This window comes from Sulfitobacter sp. 1A13368 (assembly GCF_043557275.1).
Classification (GTDB): Bacteria; Pseudomonadota; Alphaproteobacteria; order Rhodobacterales; family Rhodobacteraceae; genus Sulfitobacter; species Sulfitobacter faviae.
The window spans coordinates 88,415-110,710 of record NZ_JBIFFR010000006.1; the positions used below are offsets into that span (position 1 = coordinate 88,415).

At 55.7% G+C, this 22,296-nt stretch carries 21 protein-coding genes and 1 tRNA gene; 10 read left to right on the plus strand and 12 right to left on the minus strand.

What is annotated here, in order from left to right; genetic code table 11:
• Positions 1 to 190 precede the first annotated feature (190 nt).
• The 6 genes from ACGYK4_RS13150 to ACGYK4_RS13175 all read left to right on the plus strand — a co-directional run bounded on the left by ACGYK4_RS13150 (position 191) and on the right by ACGYK4_RS13175 (position 8,325).
• On the plus strand, positions 191 to 1,582 hold the full coding sequence (locus ACGYK4_RS13150) for a tyrosine-type recombinase/integrase (protein ID WP_394448701.1): 1,392 nt from the start codon (positions 191 to 193) through the stop codon (positions 1,580 to 1,582).
• Positions 1,575 to 4,694: a hypothetical protein gene (locus ACGYK4_RS13155; RefSeq protein ID WP_394448698.1), complete on the plus strand. Its 3,120-nt coding sequence runs from the start codon at positions 1,575 to 1,577 to the stop codon at positions 4,692 to 4,694. The genes ACGYK4_RS13150 and ACGYK4_RS13155 overlap by 8 nt, the downstream gene beginning before the upstream one ends.
• Complete coding sequence (locus ACGYK4_RS13160; protein ID WP_394448695.1) at positions 4,681 to 5,304, plus strand: hypothetical protein; 624 nt, start codon at positions 4,681 to 4,683, stop codon at positions 5,302 to 5,304. The genes ACGYK4_RS13155 and ACGYK4_RS13160 overlap by 14 nt, the downstream gene beginning before the upstream one ends.
• A complete protein-coding gene (locus ACGYK4_RS13165) occupies positions 5,297 to 5,767 on the plus strand; it encodes a hypothetical protein (protein WP_394448692.1) in 471 nt (156 codons plus the stop codon). The genes ACGYK4_RS13160 and ACGYK4_RS13165 overlap by 8 nt, the downstream gene beginning before the upstream one ends.
• Positions 5,768 to 7,924 carry an AAA family ATPase gene (locus ACGYK4_RS13170; protein WP_394448689.1) on the plus strand — a complete coding sequence of 719 codons (2,157 nt, stop codon included), beginning with the start codon at positions 5,768 to 5,770 and terminating at the stop codon, positions 7,922 to 7,924. It abuts the gene before it with no gap.
• Between the two features lie 324 nt (positions 7,925 to 8,248).
• A tRNA-Arg gene (locus tag ACGYK4_RS13175) sits at positions 8,249 to 8,325 on the plus strand.
• A 306-nt stretch (positions 8,326 to 8,631) separates the two neighbouring features.
• Here ACGYK4_RS13175 and ACGYK4_RS13180 read toward each other — a convergent pair.
• Both ACGYK4_RS13180 and ACGYK4_RS13185 read right to left on the minus strand, forming a co-directional pair.
• Entirely contained in the window at positions 8,632 to 8,817 is a 186-nt protein-coding gene (locus tag ACGYK4_RS13180) for a hypothetical protein (protein ID WP_394448687.1), read from the minus strand.
• A gap of 341 nt (positions 8,818 to 9,158) precedes the next feature.
• A protein-coding gene (locus ACGYK4_RS13185; RefSeq protein WP_394448684.1) for an IS3 family transposase occupies positions 9,159 to 10,318 on the minus strand; the annotation gives its coding sequence in 2 pieces (ribosomal slippage) (positions 9,159 to 10,069 and positions 10,069 to 10,318; 1,161 coding nt in all).
• Between the two features lie 451 nt (positions 10,319 to 10,769).
• On the opposite strand from ACGYK4_RS13185, the gene ACGYK4_RS13190 reads away from it, so the two are divergent.
• The 3 genes from ACGYK4_RS13190 (at position 10,770) to ACGYK4_RS13200 (ending at position 12,687) form a co-directional block, all read left to right on the plus strand.
• Positions 10,770 to 10,967, plus strand: coding sequence for a hypothetical protein (locus ACGYK4_RS13190; protein WP_394448682.1), 198 nt, complete (start codon positions 10,770 to 10,772; stop codon positions 10,965 to 10,967).
• A 128-nt stretch (positions 10,968 to 11,095) separates the two neighbouring features.
• Positions 11,096 to 11,437: a helix-turn-helix domain-containing protein gene (locus ACGYK4_RS13195; protein ID WP_394456924.1), complete on the plus strand. Its 342-nt coding sequence runs from the start codon at positions 11,096 to 11,098 to the stop codon at positions 11,435 to 11,437.
• Entirely contained in the window at positions 11,437 to 12,687 is a 1,251-nt protein-coding gene (locus ACGYK4_RS13200) for a type II toxin-antitoxin system HipA family toxin (RefSeq protein WP_394448677.1), read from the plus strand. Before ACGYK4_RS13195 ends, ACGYK4_RS13200 begins: the two co-directional genes overlap by 1 nt.
• A 113-nt stretch (positions 12,688 to 12,800) precedes the next feature.
• Here the strand turns inward: ACGYK4_RS13200 and ACGYK4_RS13205 are convergent, their stop codons facing one another.
• From ACGYK4_RS13205 to ACGYK4_RS13250, 10 genes are all read right to left on the minus strand, one after another.
• Positions 12,801 to 13,277, minus strand: coding sequence for a hypothetical protein (locus ACGYK4_RS13205; RefSeq protein WP_394456925.1), 477 nt, complete (start codon positions 13,275 to 13,277; stop codon positions 12,801 to 12,803).
• 282 nt (positions 13,278 to 13,559) lie between these two features.
• A complete protein-coding gene (locus ACGYK4_RS13210) occupies positions 13,560 to 13,886 on the minus strand; it encodes a YnfA family protein (RefSeq protein ID WP_394450621.1) in 327 nt (108 codons plus the stop codon).
• Positions 13,887 to 14,325: 439 nt separating this feature from the next.
• Positions 14,326 to 15,672: a dihydrolipoyl dehydrogenase family protein gene (locus ACGYK4_RS13215; RefSeq protein WP_394450619.1), complete on the minus strand. Its 1,347-nt coding sequence runs from the start codon at positions 15,670 to 15,672 to the stop codon at positions 14,326 to 14,328.
• A 16-nt stretch (positions 15,673 to 15,688) separates the two neighbouring features.
• Entirely contained in the window at positions 15,689 to 17,866 is a 2,178-nt protein-coding gene (locus ACGYK4_RS13220) for a glycoside hydrolase family 15 protein (RefSeq protein WP_394456927.1), read from the minus strand.
• Positions 17,866 to 18,672 (minus strand): glucose 1-dehydrogenase, encoded by an 807-nt coding sequence (locus ACGYK4_RS13225; protein WP_394450615.1) that lies wholly within the window; start codon positions 18,670 to 18,672, stop codon positions 17,866 to 17,868. The genes ACGYK4_RS13220 and ACGYK4_RS13225 overlap by 1 nt, the downstream gene beginning before the upstream one ends.
• A gap of 450 nt (positions 18,673 to 19,122) precedes the next feature.
• Positions 19,123 to 20,547: a mercury(II) reductase gene (gene merA, locus ACGYK4_RS13230; RefSeq protein ID WP_394450613.1), complete on the minus strand. Its 1,425-nt coding sequence runs from the start codon at positions 20,545 to 20,547 to the stop codon at positions 19,123 to 19,125.
• A 3-nt stretch (positions 20,548 to 20,550) separates the two neighbouring features.
• Complete coding sequence (locus tag ACGYK4_RS13235; RefSeq protein ID WP_394450611.1) at positions 20,551 to 20,691, minus strand: hypothetical protein; 141 nt, start codon at positions 20,689 to 20,691, stop codon at positions 20,551 to 20,553.
• A 2-nt stretch (positions 20,692 to 20,693) separates the two neighbouring features.
• Positions 20,694 to 21,038: a mercury resistance system transport protein MerF gene (gene merF, locus ACGYK4_RS13240; RefSeq protein WP_394457072.1), complete on the minus strand. Its 345-nt coding sequence runs from the start codon at positions 21,036 to 21,038 to the stop codon at positions 20,694 to 20,696.
• 44 nt (positions 21,039 to 21,082) lie between these two features.
• Entirely contained in the window at positions 21,083 to 21,397 is a 315-nt protein-coding gene (locus ACGYK4_RS13245; RefSeq protein WP_067938657.1) for a hypothetical protein, read from the minus strand.
• Positions 21,398 to 21,411: 14 nt separating this feature from the next.
• Positions 21,412 to 21,801, minus strand: coding sequence for a mercuric transporter MerT family protein (locus ACGYK4_RS13250; RefSeq protein ID WP_394450607.1), 390 nt, complete (start codon positions 21,799 to 21,801; stop codon positions 21,412 to 21,414).
• Positions 21,802 to 21,874: 73 nt separating this feature from the next.
• On the opposite strand from ACGYK4_RS13250, the gene ACGYK4_RS13255 reads away from it, so the two are divergent.
• Complete coding sequence (locus tag ACGYK4_RS13255; RefSeq protein ID WP_067937709.1) at positions 21,875 to 22,291, plus strand: helix-turn-helix domain-containing protein; 417 nt, start codon at positions 21,875 to 21,877, stop codon at positions 22,289 to 22,291.
• Positions 22,292 to 22,296 lie beyond the last annotated feature (5 nt).

The window sequence follows — 22,296 nt, forward strand, 5'->3', positions numbered from 1 at the left end:
TAGAGCAGCCGACTTCTAATCGGCAGGCCGAGGGTTCTTATGTTACCCAGACATTAAAAACATCTTAATCGCCCTCCGTATTCCAGATAAGTGACTGAACTAAATGCTTTTTTCCGAAGATATACGCAGGTGTTGACTGATACACATTAACCTCTAAGGTGGTCCACCAAACTTAATGGGGTCGGAACAAATGAAGAATTACACTCGTTTGGCACGACAGACTGGGCGCTATGAAACATTCATTCTCCTCGACAACGCGGGAGGTTCAGTTCAAGCATTCGACCTTTTCGTAAATAGTCTCATTCGCGAAGGACTTAGTCCTTCGACGGTAACGACCTATTCAAATCATATAGCATCATTCCTGGACTATTTGACTGAAGCGAAAGTGTTTGGCTTTCCTTCCAGGCAGCTCGAACTGCAGGCTGCCATTAAGGGCTACCTGCCTGCGAGATTGGCGGGTGCGAACGCGCGTGGCGATTTCGACATCATCTCGCGCAAAATACTCGGGCAAAAGAGGCTAACCAAAGCAGCTGCAAAGAACCATGCAACGGCAATCAACAAGTTCATACTTGAAAGCGAAGGTCACGCATTGCACTTGCAGCAAATCGAGGAATGGGAAGGAAGTATATCTGAAGGCCCTTCCAAGCAGGTTTTCCAAGAGACCACACGTCAAAGATCCGGAGCTGAGATAAAGAGAATTTATCAAAGCAGCATGATGGTAAATGTCATGAACCATCATCCTAAGGTAGCTCGCGGGAAGATCGTGAAGGTAAGTGGCAAGGACAATAGCCCCAATCGAGACAAGGACTTCCCGGCAGAATACATCCTCTCTCTACTCGACTGTGCATCATGCGCAAGAGATGAAGCATTGTGGGCACTGTCAGCGGGAACGGGCGTTCGACCCCATGAGGCTCTCCTATTGGAGATGGATCACATTGACTTTGAACGCAGAAAAGTAGTCGTTGAAGACCCCGATAACCGCCGTTTCGCCAGTCAGATGCCTGATGAACTCCGGAGAAGATGGAAGGGCCGCGCGGTAAGTGAAACATACTTCATTCCAATCCTGCGAGATCGCTTCTTCCAGACGTTGGAACGTTACATCAGAACCGAGTATATGCCCGTCCCAAACCAAAGCCTCGTGTTTCAGCAGCTGAGAGGTGATCGAAGCCCATATATTGGCGTGGCCGACAAAAATAGAATTCAATCGTTCAAGCGGGCAGTTCGGCGAGTCCAGAAACGGTTGCCGAGCGAAGACGCACGCCTAACTGGTCTTACCCCCCATTCACTACGCCACTTCTATGGCACATTCATGCTTAATTATGTGCCACTGGGCAACAATCAATATGGCCTGAGACCAGTCGAGGTTCAGCGGCTAATGGGGCATGAACAACTTATATCTACACTGAAATATGCCCGCCAGGACAAGCTTGCACTCGATGCAAAGATCTTGCTCATGAACATGCATGCCATGAATGAGGCTCCAGAGATCGATCACTTGATAAAATGGATGGCCAACAAATATTCAGATCACGCCGATCGTTTGAATAAGGCCGTAGCTGCGAGGCAAATAGGGAATGATTAACCTAACCGGCGAACCAATCGTCTCGGATAGCCTAACCATCGGCCAGCTTTTCGCGCATATAGATTCAGCTCTCTCTCATATTAGGCAAATAGCTGGCGCAGAACCCAGTAGAGGGGAAATAAGGAAAATCAAGCTCGCAGAGGATGTGGCTAACTCAATAACTCAACAGGACAATCCTCTTTCTGTCATAAAATCCTTTTGCGAGATCGCAAATCGCAGGCCTCGGGTCGATGATAAAATCGTTCAGTCCTGCAAATACTACTCGTATGCCGAAACGGCGCAATCTCGAAACAAGATCCGCAACTTCTGCCGTTTGGTTCTATACAACGCGTGGCTCAAGAGCGATGTCATTTTACCGCCCGGTATCTCGATGCAGAAGTGCATAACCGAGGAGATGAGGAAGGGGAGCCCTTCCGAGATCCTAAAGGCATTGGCCAGCTATAAGCCAGATGCCGAAGAGCTTAGCAGGTTCGGGCCGCATGTTCAGAAGTATATGAATCAGTATTCACTGAGCTGGATATATAGCACAAATTGGATTGAATTCTCCGACATCGAAGCAAATGAAGCGGCGCGACTTCATGTTTTTATCTCCGACAAGATTACAAGCAATAAAGGAAACCCCTCGTCGGTCGAAAGAGCGGTTACGATATTCAAAGATCGCGGATATATTAGCTTCGACCAAAAAGCCTTCGAGAATACGAAGACTGCCGAATTTACTTCCATCGCCAGAGAAAGGCTGAAGTCGAGAGGGCAGTCGAAGTCAAACGAGGCAAGCGCACCGGAGGCAGGCGCTTTTATGTCTCCTCGCCAGCGAACGGGGGATAGCTTCTTTTTTATTCATCCGCAATTGGAGCTGGATGGGCTTAGCCCCCCTGTGGGAACCATCAAGACTTGGGATAAGCTCTTCTCTCAATACCTCATCCACCGGGAGCAAACAGGGCGAACTGCCACCCATCCGAAAAAGAAGCACTTGTATACTCTTGCTGACTACCTCTCGGTATTGCTCCCTACGTATTCAATGCACTCGTCCGAGCCCTTTTCTGTGCCTGCGTCTCCAAAAGAGTTCACGCGATATCCCTTCGTCGATCAAACGCTTCGCCCAGAGTCGTTCCCTACTTATCTTCAGTATCTCGAAAAGCGCGGCTTGGCGGCTTCCTCAAGGAAGGGCGTTCTCTATACAGTTGAAGATTTCTTTCAGTGGGTTGAGATGAGCCTTAATTCGGAGGCGTTTTCGGATATCGCTGGTCCGGGCTTCAGGTGTCCAATCACAAGGAGGGATTTTCCATTTGTGCGGCGACCTTCCGGAACTACGAAAATCCCGTTCTCGGAAGAGATATATCCGCTCCTATTCCACTATGTCCATGAACTGGAGCGCATTGGCATGTATCTTGATGCGCGCCCAGAAATTGCAGGCAATGTTTGCATCTTTAGCAATAGGTCCACTGATCATTACATCGACCTCACCAATCTCGATGTAGAGTTTAACGTTTCCTACAAGAACGAGATATTTAAGATATCGCGAATTCCGCAGCGCATCATTGTGGGAACACATAGGGCAGCAAGAGGAATAAATCTTAGCGCGCTTCGGCTATTGACATTTGTTCTTGAAACTGGTCTGCGCGCGCAGTCGTCGCAATGGCTCGACAAAGATAGCTGGGCCAAGCATCTCGACGATTACAGCGAAGACGATCCCATCAAGCTCATACATGTCAATACTGATAAAACAGGGCAAACCAAAGATATACGCGTGTTGTCTCGTGTGGTCGAAATGCTGACGCGCCAACAGGACCATAGGGCGGCAAAGGGGATCCCTGAGATTGCACTTGATTATGAAGGGCGCTCTGCTTCTCCGTTCGAACCCTTGGTGCCGTTCTTCGCCAATGAAGACGGCTCTGTCATTTCCGATCAAGGCTATCTGAAGGTTTGGGAGGATATCCTGCTCGGCATGCAGGGTTTTCTGCAAGACAATGGCATTGCCTTCAAGCCTCTCATTCGGGTCAAGCCACCGAAAGAGGACGACCCCGGAATATCCCCGCACGGCTGTCCTCCCTTTTGTAGACTTAATTGGTCGGCGGTCCATACTCCTCACGCCCTAAGGGCAAGTTTTGTGACTCGGCGTTCTGGTTCGACCGAATACGTAATTCTGGCCGATCTCGTTGGGCACAACGATCCGGTGGTTACGGCGTATTACGACGTCCCGGAGGTCGAGAAGATCGTCGACATCCTTAAGCACCATGAACGGCCGCAGTTGAATGCCTCGTCTCCGATTTCCGAGTTGCGATCACAACTCACGTCGCCGGATCATGACAGAGAGGACGTAATACGACGGTTCGGCATCAGCAGCTTGCGAGACCTTCATGAGTCAGAGACCAGTGACAAAGACCCTATGGGTGTTGAACTACTTAAATCGAGCCAGGCAGCAGAAATGGTGTTCCGCGATACTCACATCTGTGTGGCCGGAGAAGTATGTCCAGATGACGTAATCTTGGCTGCCGGAGGCCCCATGCGTTGTGGGACCTGTAAGCTGGCATGCAAGTCTGTAGACCACCTCCCAGCAATCGAGGCAGAGTGTAGGCGGCTCACAGCCCGCATACAGGCCACAAGCGCCGCGCTGGTGAGGGCGAAGCAGTCTGGGGCAGACCAAGCGCACCTGAGGTGGCTCCACGGCAATCTGATGACTGACAGCTACCAGCTGGTTGGCTGGCAGGACGCAAGCATGACACTCCGTCGTCTGCTTCATGAGAAGAACTTCGAAGGTATTGTAACCGGTAGCCCGGACATAATTAAGCTGCATCTTAAACGCGTAGTTCGCCAGGTGGAGCCGGCCCAATTCCTCGTTGATCGTATTGTCGATGCGAAGATGTATCCTTCGATGAGCGATGAAGTTCTCCAACGGCAAGCATCCAGATTGGCGAGGAAACTGGCCATGTCTGAACAAGAGATTTTCGCCGACGAGAATGAAGAGCTGATGGCGCTATACAGCTTGATCAAGTCTCGCCTGAAAGCGCTTGGCATGACTTGGGATCAAGCAGGGGAGCTTATCGAACGAGAAGTCGCATCGCTCATATCGGACGCCAAGCCAGAAGGGAGGCAAATCAATGCCAGCTCCTAAGGGTTCAAAAAATGCGCGGGCGTATCAAGATACCCTTGTATGCCAAAACAAAGCGTTGATTGAGGAAGAACTCGCAAAGCTGAAGGAAACTCGCGCAAATTTCCAATCCATTACGGCGCTGTCGCAAGCCATATCTAATGCAACCCGGCTCACAGACGTTACCCTGAGGCGCAACAGAGTATACCGGGCGCTCTTAATAAAATACATTAACGAGCAAGGTAGCAGATCTGGATACATGTCGAGGGCGGAAGCCGAACTGAATGAGCTAAGGCACAAAGTGACGGAGCTCGAACTTCGTCTCAGCAACGTCTCAACAGACAACGATCGTTTGCGTGCCTTTATCGGAAAAATGAAAGACATTGAAAGTTCTCCCACCCAGATCCCTTTCAACAACGCGGAAAAAGGGGTGGCAGAAAACAGGGAGCAGGAACGACTCCAAACGTATCAGTTGGTTAACGCACTCGTATCCCATGCATATTACGAGGTAAACTTTGACAAAAATACCATTGAAGATAGGACGGCCATCGATGGGAACGAGGTGGTTGCCGGATCGAATCTTGCTCAGCCCTATGTCGAGTGGTGCAAGATGGAGGGGTTAGGAAATGGCTAATCAGAAAATTGGTGGACCTCAGCGCCTACTTTACGGCCTTGCAAAGTTTGAAGGCGAATATCCCACCAATAACCAGGGGCGTATAGACCTCAAGAACCTTACCGTTCTCCTCATTGAAGTTACTAAGGGCGAGGGGAAGTATCAAGTTAGGGAACACGATAAACAATACTTCACTAAGGATGAAAACCTTCGTGACCAAATCTCCGAGATTAATGCAAGGCTGTATAGAGGCCAAGATGCAGGGCGCGATATTGATGAGCTCGCAGCCGAGCGAATTGCCGGGGTGACAAAGCAAGCAAAGTTAGCTCGCGAAAACGCTATCAAGGCGAAGGCAGATTATGCAGCTGTCCTTCAGAGGCTCAACGAGAGTGAACAACAGAACGCGGCGCTAACCCGAGAAGTTCAATCGCTCCGCGAACAAATGCAACTCGTTCGACAAGGCATCATGCCGCGGGTGAAGTAGATGGAACTGGTCGTCACATCAATAGTCAATCAGTTGGCAAAAGGAGTCATCTTCGGCGCTGAGAATGCGCACGGCTCTAAGTTTCGCGTAGTAGTAAGCGATCTACCCTTGTTCCCGATAGCCGGCGAAACGTATCGTGTGGATGGCATAGAAGGCGAGTATCGCGATCACTATGGGCGAGTGCACAAGCAGATTGAAGTTGCATCAATACGGCGCGTCAAAACATCTGGTTATTTGCTTCGCACCTTCCTTACCAAGCTGACGGGAGTAGGTCAGTCTCGTGCGAAAAAAATCGTGGAGGCATTCGGCTCAGAGGTTGAGAATGTTCTGTCAGATCCAGAACGCCTCGATGACCTCGCCATAGTAATTCAAGGTGATCGACCAGCCTTGGGACGAAAGATCGCCGCACTGGTCCAAGCCGAGTTCGCAAGTAAGAATGTCGAAGAAGGCATTGTCACAAGGGAATACGACTTCTACTCAAAGCTCGATGCCCTTGGCATGAACGATCGGCGCGTTGCCAATAGGCTCTGGAGACTTTTGGGGCAGTCTCCGAGCGGAGACGCGATAATGGACAACCCATATCTGGCTGCGGCGCTCTTGAACTGGAAAGAGGCCGACGAACTTGGCTTGCGGGTTCTACGTTCCAAAGGAGTTGTAAACCCTGAGAAAGATGTTGAGCGCTATCTTGGTGCCGTCGATATTGCCACCAAAAAGCTGCTCGCTAAAGGTGATACAATCGCGAGCCGGGACAGATGGAAAAGCCTCGCACCTTCAGGTGTCAATCGTTCCAAGATGGTTGAGCACGGGTTGGCTGCTGGGAAGCTAATTGAAGCGTCCAATGGTCTCCGTCCTGCTGCAACCCGCTTTCTCGAGGATAGCGCTTCTGCGATGTTGGCTGATATCCATATGGCCGGAAAACGCGTTCCCGAACAGAATATCGAAGCCGCGCTTGAACATGCGCAAAGAAGTATAGATTTTGCTCTCACTCCAGAGCAAACGACAACCATCCGAGAAATCCTATCTCGGCCGCTGGCATGTTTGCAGGGCGGAGCTGGAGTCGGCAAAACGACGGTGATGGCGGCGGTTACGCATGCTTGGGAGTATCTGGGTGGAGATGTTGTTTTTGCTGCATTGAGTGGCAAGGCTGCATTGCAGCTAACCAAGTCGGTAAGTGAAAGAGACCATCTTCGCGCTGCGACAACTATTGCGAGACTCCTGTCAAAGCTTCGGGACCTGTCCGATGGGAAGGCTGTTGAGGGGATTGAACAGATCCATGCCAATACTATGATTATTCTCGACGAAGCGAGTATGATCGATACGCCAACGCTGTATGAACTATTGGCCGAATTGCGGACGCACGATACCGTTCGCTTGTTAATGGTTGGTGATGCCCATCAGCTTCCGCCTATCGGCTTTGGAGCGACCTTCCACTCTCTTGTTGAGAAGGAAAAGATTACTTCATACCTGACGAAACCTCTTAGGCAGGTTGATGGGTCCAGTATCCCTGTGATCGCTTCAATTATCCGGGCTGGGGGCGTGCCCGAAATCGAAGACTATACAGGGCAAACAGAGGGAGTTCAGTTCGTCAGTGCATCCAAATCGCAACTCCTTGATACTTTGGAGGCGCGATATGCAGACCTGAGACGGTTTAGGAATATCGACGATATCCTCGTTGCAGCTGGAATGAACGAGACCGTCAAGCGATTCAACGATCGAATGATTGCGCCGAACTACGAGGGCTCCAAGCGCCTTGGTGTGCACGCCAGGGTCTACCCAAATGATCCTGTGATCTGCACACGTAATCACTATAAGCATGGCGTTGTTAACGGGCAGCTGGGAAGGGTAGCCCGGATTTATCCTCAGATTGAGATCACTTGGGATGGAGATGATTTGATTTCGAGCAAGCCGGTCCCCCCAGAGATGGGCCTGGATGTGTCTCTCGCTTATGCCGTTACATGCCACAAAAGTCAGGGTTCGGCTTCTCCCGCAGTCATTGTAGCATTGGAAAATGCACCCATGATCACGCGCGAATGGCTGTATACAGCTATTACACGAGCGAGGCAGCATGTCTTGATAGTGGGGGCGCCGAGTGACTTGCCGAAGATCATTGAGCGCCGATCTTCGCGCCAAACCGGCTTTGCGCTGGCTCTCAATTAGGGCGGGGTTTACGTAACCAAGCGCGGTTCAAATTGGCTTGTTCTGGCGGCCCTCGGGCGGCCGGAACGAGGCAAAGCCGAAAAAGAGCGCTTTGGATATGTAAAGGGTCGAAGGCTCCAGGCTGGCCACCGAAGAGCGTTTAGAAAACCGAGACGAGTGGGTCGGTTTTTAGCGACGCGTTGGGCACAGATACAAAGTATCTGAGAGCCTGGATAAGACCCGACCCTGCCCGGCGATTGACGATTAAAACTTCATGAATTGAATAAGTTTCTTCTTCCGTTTTAACTTTTCAGCCCCCTGTCATGGTGGTAGTAGAAACCGCGTGGCCCGGTAGCTCAGCTGGATAGAGCAGGAGCCTTCTAAGCTCTTGGTCGGGGGTTCGAGTCCTCCCCGGGTCGCCAGCCGCCTGACTTGGACGTCGACTTCCTCCGAAGAAGGCGCAACACATACGCCTCATCTGCGATCAACAATGAGGTGAGCCCTTCTCCGATACCGCGCTGGCGCCCGCGGAAGCTTATGTCGTCCAAGTTGGGTAGAAACTCTGGTGCTATTCAAAATGCCCGATCCAGTCGCAGACCAACCCCGAAGAGCTTTGCTATGGGTGTTCGGTCTCCTATCCTCTCCGAGTGGTTCAGCACCTTGAGGTATTCAGGTAATTCTAAAATTTCGCCTAAACCCACGGGAAGGAGGTCAATCCAGAGAACTGGTCATCTGCTCTGGTCATGCACTTGACCATCAAGTTGGTAGGGCGCATTCGCAATAAAGCGGCGCAGGCGCTCCGGATCGTGCGGTCGATCTCGGCCGCTCACCCGAGCCAAGTAGGCCATATAGGCGATGGTCACGACAGCCAAAACGACCGACGCGATCGCCACGATGATGTCAATAGTAGCCATGTCCTCTCCTTTAAGCCGTCGCCCATGTCCACACTGAACAAGATAGCATATAGCACGGTTCTGTCGCAGAGCATAACGAACCACACGTTTTTACATGGGGTTCCTTTCGCTTGTGACGAAGACGCGCTGCTACTTAGCGAGTGCCAATGGGAACGGGCAAAGTGTCTGAAGGTGCTTCGCGACCTGCCGCACCTTGTCATGGGGCAGTCCCATTTCTGACACGAAGGACACCTGAAGCTCCGGGGAGACTTCAGAGAAGAAGGAGAAGGCCGGCCCCATGAAGGACTGAGCAGCCTCAATGTCAGAGATTGCGGTTGACCTGCCCCCCATTGGTCCCTCACTCATAACGAGAGTTTGCAGGTTTGGTTTTGATAGTTGGGGGTTCCGGATTGGGCAAGCGCGGCGGGCGCGGAGCCCTCCAATTGCTCAAGCGCCTGCCGCGCTTGCTTTGGCGTCTGGTTTCCGAGCGATGAGTGTGGCTTGACGGTGTTGTAGTCGTAGCGCCATAGGGCCAGCTTCCGCCGCGCATCATCCAGAGTGTCGAAAATCTCCTCATTCAGAAGTTCATCGCGCAGGTTGCCGTTGAATGACTCGATGAAGGCGTTCTGCTGCGGCCTGCCGGGATCGATGTAATGCCATGGAATGGCGTTTTGGTCGGCCCATCGCAGGATGGCCCTACTGGTGAACTCGGTCCCGTTGTCGCTGACAATACAAGCGGGCTTTCCGTAGATCCGCACCAGCGCGTCCAGTTCCCGAGCGACACGCGCGCCGGAGATGCTGGTGTCAGCAATTAGGCCCAAGTTCTCGCGGCTGCAGTCGTCGATCACCGCCAGAATACGGAACTTCCGTGAAGCCCCGAAGCTGTCGGAGAGAAAGTCCAGCGACCACCGTGCATTGGGGCGCACTGCCTGCGGCATGGGTGTGCGCGTGCCTTGGGCCCGCTTGCGACCACGTCTCCGCTTCACTGAAAGCCCTTCCTCACGGTAGAGCCGATACAGTTTCTTGTGGTTCATGATCATACCTTTGCGTTCGAGCAAAACGCCGATCCGGCGGTAGCCGAACCGACGCCGCTTGCCGGCGACCTCCTGCATCTCCCTGCGTATCTCAGCACAGTCCGGCGGGCGTTCACGCCGGACCGTCTTTGGGTCGACACCGACAAGCCTGCAGGCCCGACGTTGCGAGATCTCATGGTCCCGCATTGCCCTAAGCGCTGCCTCCCGCCGCTTGCTCAATGTCGTCAGTTCTTTCCCAGCAGATCTTTCAGCACGACATTGTCGAGCATCGTATCGGCCAGCAGCCGCTTAAGCTTGGCATTCTCATCTTCAAGAGACTTCAGCCGGGCAGCTTCGGAAACATCCATCCCCCCGTATTTGGCTTTAAGCTTATAAAATGTGGAGGGACTCAGGCCGTGGCGACGACACACTTCCGCTGTCGGCATGCCTGCCTCTTGCTCCTTGATCATCCCAATAATCTGCGCCTCGGTAAAACGGCTCTTTCGCATATGTTTGCTCCTTCGTAGTTGAGCAAACTCTACATTAAAGTGAGGGATCTCGCGGGGGGCAGGTCACGGTGGCAAGCTGACAAGCGGATAGGTTCGCACCATATGGCGCGTTCACTGTTCCGAGAATCTTCGATGCGACGTGCACCATCCTTTATCTCCTTGCCCAGATCGCATGTTTGGCCTTCTTCCGCACAATGATCTCTTGGGCCTCGGCGCTCACCTTCATCAAGTGACACTTCCACATACTCTCTCATGTGCGCTACAGCCAATGTAGGACTTATGTCGCAGAAGAGGGTGCGGGGCACCCGCTAATCTCGATTTTGAACCCTCTTGATCCACAATCAAGCTTTCCAACCAACTGTGTTTAGGCGGCAATGATGCGGATTTAGCGCCGCCCGGTTTTAGCGTCAACTTTGTGATAAACTCAGTTCAGCAGAGTAGGAGCATTGGGATGACAGACCCAAAACCGGATGAATCAGACCCCAAATGGGAGGAATGGTTTATAGAGAAGATGGGCCAGCCTGGGCCCGATGAGGAAGCGTTTTTCGAACGACTGCGGTGCCTTGGACTTGGAGTTGGCCTCGATGAGGACGGGAACCTTGTTTACGACAAAGACCTTCCCGAAGCCAAGAACAGGCTTGGAGAATAGACCCTGCCAATCAGCCAGCTCCCACCTTTTTAGTTGGATTTCATCGTCTAATAGGACAAATTTGACCAGTAATTCTATTTATAAGCCATATAAGACCAGTAATATCGAATCTTCGTGCCCAGAGGGCTTTGGTAAACCTTGGCCGTAACATCAAACAAGCGCGCCTCGCGCGTCGTCTTGCCATGCTCGATCTCGCCGAACGCGCAGGCGTGTCAGAAAAGACGATCCAGCGTCTGGAGCGGGGCGATGCGGGCGTGGGCATCGGGAAACTGGCCGGGGTGCTTGCGGCGCTCGGCGAGCCCGATGCCCTCGCGGAGATCCTGCGAATAGAAGAGGATGCTGTGGGCCTGTCCCTCGCACTCGACGCAATTCCCAAGCGGGGGATATCCTATGTAAAGCGCGGCGGCGCACGAGCTCCGGATAACCGCCACGAGGCCGAAGGCGATGACGATGAAGGCGTAGGCTTCTGATGGCCCCGGGCGCCCCGGAACAGAAGGTCACCCATGTCTGCCTTGGAAGCGCGCTCTTGCCAGTCGGTAAGCTGCGGTTCACCCAAGGGTCGCGCCGCCATCATTCTGAATTTCAATATTTCGAGAGCTGGCTGAACGATGCGCGTGCCTTCGCGATCGCACCTCAGCTGCCGCTCGGATTAACGCCCTCCTATGTGTCTAAGGCATCCAGTGGCGATCAGCGCGACAGCCTGCCTTCAGTCCTTCAGGATGCAACCCCTGATACATGGGGACGTCTCTTGATGGCGCGCGTTCACGGCGCGGGCCTCAGTGAATTCGACATGCTTGCCCTGCTGGATGATGCCACGCGTCCGGGCGCACTCCGGTTCACTGGAGAAGACGGCGGGATCATCAGTGGACATCGCGCACCGGTGCCGAACCTCAACCAGCTTGACGCACTCCGACAGATTGCGGTTAGGGTCGAGCAACGACGAGAGTTATCGAGCGAGGATCTGCGCCTGATCGCAGGCGCCGGCGGCTCGATTGGCGGCGCCCGACCGAAGGCAACTGTGCAGGACCGCGACGCGCTCTGGATTGCTAAGTTCTCGTCCCTGGGAGACCAAAGCCCTGTCGAGCGCATCGAGGTCGCGACGCTACAGTTAGCGCGGGAATGCGGCCTGCGTGCGCCAGACGCACGGCTAATGCTGGAAAACTCTGGCCATCCAGTGGCCCTGATCAGACGCTTCGATCGGCGGGCGGGCAGGCGTGTCCCTTATTTTTCAGCCCGCACCGCTCTTAATCGATCCGGTGCGGAGCAAGGCTCCTATACAGAGATCGCAGAGGCGATCCGGATGATCAGTAAGGCTGCGCGGGCAGATCTGCATGAGCTTTGGGCGCGAATGACCTTCAACGTCCTTGTCACCAACACGGATGATCACCTGAAGAACCACGGATTCATCTATGCCGACAACGGCCTTTGGCAGATCTCCCCGCTCTTCGATGTGAACCCACAAGCGGGCGGCCATCGCTACCTCGAGACGGCGATCATAGAAGGAGGGCCATTTAAGGCGTCACTCGATCTTGCGGTGGCCGCTGCGGAGTTTTTCGATCTATCGGAAAACGAGGCGCGCAAGCGCGCGCGCGCGATGGCCTCACTCATCGCCAACCGGTGGAGACCACTCATGCGGCAATTCGGTGTTGGTAGAGAAGAACTGATATCTCTCGCAAAGGCCTTTGAACACGGCGAGGCAGAGAAGGCTCTTAGCCTTTGATCAACGGCCGTCGATCTCTCAGGGGCTTCGCCACGGTTGAGCGTTTCTGAGCCTCAAAGCGCTACGTCCGCTTTGAGCCCGTTGTTGCCTTCGTTGCAGGACAGTCGAAGTCATCATTGGCATTCGATTTCCATCCAATGATTTACCGAGAAGGTTCGGCCTCCGCCAATACTTTGAAGCTGAACTGTGGCTCCGCGATCACCTTTTTCGAAGCGCACATCTATCGACGATATATCTCCCGCCCCATTACTATAGCTCAGGATCTGAATATCGGGTTCGCCAAATTCAAACTGCATCGAAAAAACAAGTGCAGCGAACTCTTCAAGGTCGCCTTCTCGTTTCTCATAGACTGAAGAGACGACCCCGTTGCAAACAAATAGGGATAGTTTCGAACCTTTGACCGACCATTGTCCCGGCAGGTCTTCCGAAGCAGGCACGAGTTCCCATTCCTGGCCGAGCGCATGCATTTGTGCCTCTTGAAATGAGCCTCCCAGGATGAAGCCCCCAAGCTCCTTTTGATCGGCGGCATATGCCACTGAGGCAAGCACGCCGAATGCTATTGATAGATGGATTCTTCTTGAAAAGTTCATTTGAGTTCCCACTGGTTGCTCAGCTGTTCTTCACAGCAATCAACAGGAAATCAATGATCGCCCCGCATTGCGGTCTGTGGTTCAAACCGCAGCGAAGGTCGGGTCCGAGCCCACTTCGATCAATGCTACATAGAGGATGAGTGGGGGCTTTCGAGGGCGGCAAAAAACCTGCACGACCACTACAGTGCGGAGAAGGGACGCGTAGCCGAGTTGTCGGAATGCGGGACCCAGAAGGCGATCCAATCGAACGATTCAGGGCTTCACACCGTCCTCCGCCTCCTCTCAGGTTCCACGCGGTGCCCAGAGAATAATACCCGCACCGATAAGACAAATGACGGTTCCGATAGCATCCCATTGATCAGGGCGATGGCCTTCCACACCCCATAGCCATAGCAGAGACGATACGATGTATATGCCACCGTAGACTGCATAGGCGCGTCCCGCCTGTTCAGTCGGGCTGAGCGCAAGTAGCCAGGCAAAAGCGGCAAGGGATAGCATCCCCGGTGCCAGCCAGAGCACGCTCTTGTCCAGCCGGAACCAAGCCCAAAAAGCAAAGCATCCAACAATTTCGGCTAACGCTGCGGCGAAGTAGATAAGAACTGGCTTCATCGGGCCTGACATAAGCTCCGGGCATGATCGGGTCTATCAATATTTAGCAGAGCTTTCGCCGATGGTTCGATGCAACTGTCTTCATCGTAAAGCGGCCATTGGATTAATGGATGCCAACGGCAGCAAAGTTCGCATAGCTTCCCTTAAACCAGCTATAACGTCTGATGTCCTACCTGCGGCGCAGCGAGGTTCCACAAAGAGCCCCCACTGACGGCTCTGGTTGCAGAGGGCCTCGCAGTTGCAACATGGGCTCGCTTACCGCGACCTGCCATTCTGGACATTCAGCGGGTCAGGTCACGCCGCAATGCAACTTCACCGAACTCATCATTCGCTGAGCTCGCGTGACGAAGCCATGCTTGAGTGGGGCAGAGCAGACGAAGCTGTTTGAAGCCGCGGGCCGAATGTCTGCTTCTGCCCCGTTGGTAAGAACCGACGGCATTCACAGCATAGAGGAAATGTCGGACGCTCCGGTGGGATAGGCGAACATCGTGTCCTTGAGTTGGTCGGCCGTCAGCCCGTGCCGCACGGCAAGAGTAAAGACATTGATGACCTCATCGGCATGCGGTCCCAGCAGATGCGCGCCCAGAATGCGCTCGCTGCCGTCTTCGACCAGAACCTTGTAGCCGGAGACGGATTCCGCCTGCTGGCGCGTCGAGAACCAGCCGGGCGTCCGGTCGCACTGCATGCGGAACTTCAGTCCCTGCTCCCGGGCCTCGGCCTCGTCGAGCCCTACACGAGCAATGGGCGGCAGGGTGAAGGCGACCGAGGGCACGCCATTGTAGTTCGGTTTGCTGTGGTTGCCTTCAAGCAGGTTTGCCGCAACCACCTTGCCGTCATGGTTGGAAACAGGGGTCAGCGGCGGACCCATCTGCGCAGTATCGCCGGCGGCGTATACAGCCGGGTTTGAGGAGCTTTGTAGGTATTCATTCAGCGCCAGCTTGCCGTCACGTAGTTCGACGCCAGCCGCCGCGAGGTCAAGCGGCGCGAATTCGGGTTTCCGGCCAGCGGCATGCACGACGAGATCCGCCTCAAAGGTTGTCGATCCTCCTTCGCCGGTGGCGGTGACGCGAAAGGCATCCCCGGTCTTTTCGACCCGCTCGACTTCGGTGCCAGTATGCAAAGTGACGCCGATCTCCTCGTATTTTTCCATCAGCCATCCGACCAGGTCCGGATCGAACCCCGTCAGCATCCGATCCCCATGCTGGAGGATCGTCACCTCGGCTCCGGCCCGCGCCGCGATGTGGGAAAATTCCGCCGCGATATAGCCTCCCCCAACCAACACGATGCGGCGCGGCAGGCTTTCCATTTCGAGGAAACCCTCGTTGTCGATCAGGTGCTCTTCACCGGGAATCCCCAGCTTCATCGCCTCAGAGCCGGTCGCCAAAACAATGTGTTTGGCCTCCAAGGTTTCGCCATCGACCTCCACCGCGTTCGGACCGACAAAGCGGGCTCGCCCGTGGAAGGTCGCGATGCCACTTTCGGAGAAGCTTTTCTCCTTCTTCTCTGGCACCGGGTCGGTGAAGCCACGCTTGAACTCCAGTAGTTCACGCCAGTCGATGCGCACGTCGCCCTCGACCCCCTTGCCATGCATTCGCCGGGCATGATCGGCGGCAGAGGTGCCTCCGATCAGCATCTTCTTGGGGTCGCAGCCGCGCAGGGCACAAGTGCCGCCATAGGGGCGGAAATCAGTTACAGCCACACTTCGGCCGGCGGCGCTGACACGCTTTGCCACGGTGGTGGCGGCGGTGCCGCTTCCGATAACAATCAGGTCGTATGTCTTGCTCATTGCAAATCTCCTTGGTTCATTTGTTTCGATTGTCACGCTTGGCCAGCCAGCCCACGAAAGCTCCGGCGCCGACAAGTCCAATGAGCATCGGGGTCATGCGGGCTCTCATTCGAGGGCTCGGCCCCATGGCACATCTTTCGCAACAGTAGTGGTGGCCTTGATGCTCCACCCCGGGAGTGGGGAACCGGCTGCCGCAGTGGGCACACTCCTCAACCTCAGGAGAGCAGACCTCGCCGGACATCATTACAGCCAGCGGAACGCCTTGCGGTCTATCCGATGACACTTTCCGCTCTTCTGTTTTGGATCGAGTTCCAAGAGACCGGGTAGTGCGAAGCGGCCGTGCGGTATCGCTGTTTGGGCCAGGCGGAGCGCATCGATCCCTCTGGGGCGCGGCTCGGGCTATTCTGTCGGCGTGGGTCCCTCGCAGCGCACCGTCGCCGCCACTCGCGTAGAGTTCGAGGTTGATGGCGCTGTTGATCAACGCCAGGTGTGTGAAGGCCTGTGGGAAATTCCCGAGGAAGCCATGGCTGTCCGGGTCGATCTCCTCGGCGTAGAGCCCGACGTCGTTTGCCTGATCCAAGAGGCGTTCGAACAAGCTGCGTGCTTCGTCCGCACGGCCGGTGCAAAGAAGCGCGTCAACCAGCCAGAAGGAGCAGATAAGGAATGCTCCTTCCCCACCGGCCAATCCGTCATCGGTGTCTTCGAGATCGTATCTTGATACGTAATCGCCACGGCGCAATGCCCGCTCCACGCCGCGCACCGTTCGATCGAGGGCCTCGTCCGACAGTGAAAGATCGAGCATGGGCAGGAGTAGAAGCGCAGCATCCATGCCGCCGTCCACGAAGGTCTGGCGAAAGCCACCTCCCTCACCATCATCGGCATGGGATTGTAGGGCCTCGAGTATCTCTCGGCGCGCTTGGCACCATGTCTCGCGCTCTCCCAAAAGTCGAATGGCGCGATCCATCGCGACCCAAGCCATGGCCTTCCCGTGGACATAGTGGCGCGGTTTTCCGCGCATCTCCCAGATGCCTTGGTCGGGCTCGTTCCAGACCTGCGCGACATGATCCGCAATGCCCTCCAGCATGGTCCGAAGCGTCTCGTCCAGCGGTCCACCCAAGGCCCGATAAGCCAGCGCCCAGTCGGCAACCTCGCCATAGATGTCGAGTTGCGCCTGGCCAGCTGCGGCATTGCCGACGCGAACAGGCTTCGAGCCAGCATAGCCGTCCAGGTGATCGAGACAGCGTTCTTCGATTGGGCTTTCTTCCTCGATGCTGTAGAGAATACGCAGATCCGGCAAGGTTTGGACGCAACAACTCCCGAGGAATTGGCAGTATTGGCCTGCCTCTGCGTGGTAGCCCAATCCACCGAGAGCCTGGAGAACGAAGGCTGAATCCCGCAGCCAGCTATAGCGGTAGTCCCAATTCCGCTCGCCGCCGAGATCCTCCGGCAAGGAGGTTGTGGGCGCGGCGACGATGGCACCGGTGGGTGCATAGGTCAGGGCCTTGAGTGCCAGAGCACTGCGCTGCACGGCCGCACGGTATGGCCCATCGTAACGGGAGGCCCCTGACCAGCAGCGCCAGAAGTCAGCCGTCTCATGCAACAGCGCCTCCGCCTGTTCAACCGGCCTGTCCACATTGGCCTCGGCTGGCGCCAGGATGAAGGCACGCCGCTCACCTGCTGTCAGAGTGATGACCGAACTTGCTCGTTCCGCGCTCGGCGTGCTTTGCTGGAACAGTCGCATTTCTGGGGGAGCGCCTGCGTCGGGATCGAACGCACAGGTGCCCGGATCGTAGGTCAGCTCAAGATCGCACTGCCCATCCAGCGCCTCGACCATGCGCACCAGCCAGCCCGGAGCCTCAAGATCGAAGAACGGCTCGGTTGCACCGGCCGCGCTGCGGACCGGAAGGAAGTCGGTGACAGAAACGCGCCCGGTCGGGGTCGTGAAGGTGGTGCGCAGAATGTTGGTGCTGTCCACATAGGCTCGTTCGCTTTCGTAGGACCCGGCGGTGGGGGAAATGCGAAAGGTGGCGCCTTGCTTCGCATCCAGCAACGCCCAGCAGGCTGGCTGCGCATCAAAGCGGCCTGGGCAGAACCAGTCGACCGCACCGTCCCGGCCCACCAGGGCCGCGCCGTGGCAATCGCCGAGGAGAGCGTAGTCTCGCAGCGGCAGGTATCCGGCATGGCGGGTAGGCATCAGCCGCCCTTGCGGAAGGCGGGGTAGAGCATCATGCCGCCATCCACGAAGAGCGTCGTCCCGACCACGTAATCCGACGCGTCCGACGCGAGCCAGACCGCGGCCTCGGCCACATCCTCGGTTTCGCCCATCCGGCCATAAGGAATGAGTTGCAGAAGCTTCTTCCGGGCCTTCTCGTCCTCCCAAGCCTCGCGATTGATGGCCGTCTTGATCGCCCCGGGCGCGATGGCGTTGACGCGGTTCTTCTCGCAGGCAAGCTCCTGCGCCATCGATTCCATCAGAAGCTTAACCCCACCCTTGGCGGTGGCGTAGTTCGCATGCCCCCCCCAAGGTATGGCTTGGTGCACGGAGCTGGTGAAGATGATCTTTCCGAGCGCCGGAGACCGTTCTGGATCAAGACCCTGACGGCGGAAGCGTCGCACCGCCTCCTGGGCGCAGAGGAACTGGCCGGTCAGGTTGACGTCGAGAACTTTGCGCCAGTCTTCGAGGCTCAACTCAGTGAAGGTGTCATCGCGCTGGATGCCGGCGTTCGATACGAGAATGTCCACTCCGCCAAATTGCTCGTCCGCCGCTTCGATTAGTGTTCCGCAACCTTCCGGCGTCGAAACATCGGCCTGAACTGCCTCGACGCGACCGCCCTCCTCTCGGATTTCAGCGACAATGCGATCGGCGGCCTCCTCGTCGGAACGAAAATTGACAATGACTGAGGCGCCCGCCGTGGCGAAGGCCCGCGCGATACCCGCGCCGATCCCGGAACTTGCGCCTGTCACGATGGCCCGTGCGTTCTCAAGCTGCAATTTTGACATAGGAATTTCTCCTTTAGGTCTGGTGTTCGGACCCGCGCCTCGGCGAGGCGGGAGAGGTGGGCAGCCGCAGGAAAATCTCTGTGGGGGCGCTGAAGCCGAGCGCGAGTTCGTCGAGCCAGCGAGATCGGCTGTCTTTTTGGCGGCTACTCGGAACGGGTGTCCCCGGTCGGACACGCTGTTCTTGCCGACGGGTATCCTGAGGTGTGGCAGCCCTAAGCGCTTGCTGTGCGTATTCCGTGACCTTGGTCGTCGCCAACCCGGCGAGCAGACCAACGCCTTTGTCCAATGCGAGATGCGATGTTTTCATCAATAACTCCAGCCTGCCCCAGAACTCTGTATATAACTACAGCCATGCACCAAGGTTCCGGAGATGTCGAAAATCACGCCTCACAGCCGCCTCTTGCGAGAGATGTCCGGCCCATCAACGGCGGGCCGGAGCAAAGGCAGATTTTAACCGGCGCAGCAGCTCAGCATGGCCACGTCCTTGTCGAAGGTCTGCGCAGCGAGCTTCAGTCCTTCAACCGTGGTCAGGTAAGGAAAGATTGTCTCACCCAGTTCCTTTGTCGTCAGCCCAGCCTTCAACGCCATCACCAGGGTCTGGATGGTATCGGACCCTTCAGGGGCAATGATCTGGCCGCCAAGCAGCTTGTCAGTCTCGCGGTCGGCCACGAGCTTTATGAGCCCCCTTGTGTCGCGCGCCGCTTGAGCCCGTGGCACTTGATCGAGTTGTAGCACCGAGGTTTTCACATCATGGCCTGCGTCGAGTGCCTGCTGTTCACTCAGCCCTACACCCGCGACTTGCGGGTCGGTAAAGACCACCCAGGGCATCGTGCTGTTGTCATAGTGGCCATCACCCTCCGCGACCGCGTTTCGCGCCGCGATCTTGGCACCATAGGCCGCCATGTAGACAAATTGGTCGCGATCAGTCACATCGCCAGCGGCATAGATACCGGGGCGCGAGGTCTGCATGTCCTGCCCCACGACGATGCCCCCGCGACTGTCAGTCTGCACTTCCAGCTCCTCAAGACCCAGTTCTTCGGTATTGGCACGCCGACCGGCGGTGAGAACAATTCGCTCGGCGGTTACTTCCTTTACGGCACCGTCCTGAATGACCTTCAGGGTAACGCCATCCTTTGATGCAAGAGCGCTGTCATATTGCAAACCGGTCAGAAGCGTAATGCCTTCAGTCTTGAATGCTTCTGATAAGGCATCGGAGACCTCGGGCTCGGCTCCCGGCAACAGTCGCGAGCGCGCCACCATCGTCACCTTGACCCCCATGCGCGACATCATTTGCGCCAGCTCCGCGCCAATATAACCGGCACCGACAAAGATCAGGCTCTCGGGCAGCGTCTCCAACTCCAGAAGCGATTTGCTATCGAGGGTCGGAACATCCTCGATGCCGCGGATCGCCGGGACCAAGGTTTGGCTACCGGTCGCGATCAGCACCTTTGGGGCGGTAATCTTGCGGCTCCCAACTTGGACGCCGCCCTCGATCAAAGTGGCTGGACCTTCATCGATGTAATCGACCCCCTCGTAGTTGGGCAGCAGGTCGGCATATTTCTGCTGGCGCAACGTCGCGACCAGATCGTCCTTTCCCGCCATGAGCTTGGACCAGTCATCAACTTTGGCACTGCCCGAAAGGCCGGGAAAACGTGCCGCAGCGCTCGCCCCGTGCAGAGCCTCAGCAGCGCGGATCATGGCCTTCGAGGGAACGCAGCCGAAGTTCACACAGGTGCCACCAATTGTCCCATGTCCTATGAGCGCCACGCGTTTTCCAGCCTCGGCACCAGTAATCGAAGCAGAGAACCCCGCAGAGCCTGCGCCCACCACGATGAGGTCATATGTCTTGTTTTCGTTTGAACAGCAGTCTTTCATGGATCAGATCCCTTTTGTTGAAGGATCGTATTTCGGCTTAGCGAATACGAGATAAAGAATGGCTCCGATCGCCAACAATGGGGTGGCCATGGAAAGCAGCCCCAGCACGAGACCGAAGGGAGAACAGCAAACAGTCGCCATCATGGTCAGACCTCCTTTGCAAAACGGTTAAGTGATATCGCATAGGCACCGGTGAGCACCGCCGCCACGAAGGTGAGGATCAGAGCTCCGCGAAACTCCAGAGCGATGATCAAGATCGACAGAAGCACCGCGATGAGCGTAGACCAGATCTTGGGGGATGGACCCAGCCGACCTGCACGCAGCCAAAGCGCCTGTGCTACCACTGCAAGGCACAGAAACAGCATTGGAAACAGTGCATAATCAAGCCACCCTGTTATCGCAGACAGGCCGGCGCCAGCCAGCACGACGACGAGAAGAGGCGTAAAGCAGCACAAAGCCGCAAAGAGTGCGCCGCCAAGGCCGCCCTTCAGTAGGCGTTTCCCTTAAGCCTCATCGGTTTGGTCGATCGCTTGGGTCAAGAGCCTTCACCCGCCAAGTCTTCAAGGAGCGTCGCCGGGTAGCCGTTCGCTTCAACAGCGGCAATCAGGGCTTCGATAGAGGTGACTTCATCATCAAACCGGACTGTATAAAGTCCTTCGCTCGCATCTTCACCTTCTGCGAATTCCTCGATCACTACGCTTTCCACGGATTTTAGGGAATTGCCAACGATGAAGGAGCAGGATGGACATGTGAGTTCGCTAACTTCAAGACGGGCCACTTGCTCGGCAGCAAAGCCAGGGGCAGCGAAAAGTGCGGACAGCACCAGAGTGCTGTAGAGAATACGTTTCATGTCAGAGTGTCCTTTCAGAACGAGAGAATGTAAGGGGAGATGTAAGGGAAGAGTATCGCGATGAGGATCACAGCTGTTGCACTCCAGAGAACGGAGCGCATTGCGGTGCGGTTCATCGGGCGAGCACAAGTGCCATCTGTGCAGTGGATCGGACGGTAAGCTTTATAGAAACCGTATCCCAGGAAAGCGGCTGCGAGGCCGAAAGTATACCATTTGTAGGCGTAGAGAGCGCCCATTTGCGCAATGAAAACCCCGCTTACTCCGAAGCTGACAAGCACCAGTGGCAGGATGCAACACGAGGTCATGGCCAGTGCGCCAAGTGCTGCCATAGCGGTGGCAGTCCAGCCGCGGCCTTCCGGGACGTCGGATGCGTCCTTCGGCATTACAGAATTTGTGGTTTCCATGCAGGTGTCTCCTTGCGGTCATCTGCCATGAGATTTAGGGTCTGTAGGTGATACAGGCTCAAGGGCTATCCGAATGGGAAAAGATCACGTCTCCGTGAAGCCGATGCAGCGAGCGGCTCTCGCCCGCGCCACGGGATGCAACCTTGAAACTATCCGCTATTACGAGACCATTGGCGTTATGCCCGACCCGCCTCGTGATCCGAATGGTTACCGCAGCTACAGCGAGGATCACGTGCGCCGATTACGCTTCGTAATGCGTGCGCGTGATCTGGGCTTTTCGCTCGAGGAAATCCGGGGGTTGTTGAGCCTTGTCGACAGCCACAGTCAGACCTGTGCTGAAGTGGAAGGGATCGCCTCCGCCCATCTGAAAGATGTGCAGGACAAAATTACCGACCTGCAACGGATCGCGAAAGCATTGAGCGATACGGTGGCACAATGCAGCGGCACCGATGTCCCGGAATGCCCCGTTCTGAACGCCCTGCTGGGCTGAAGGCT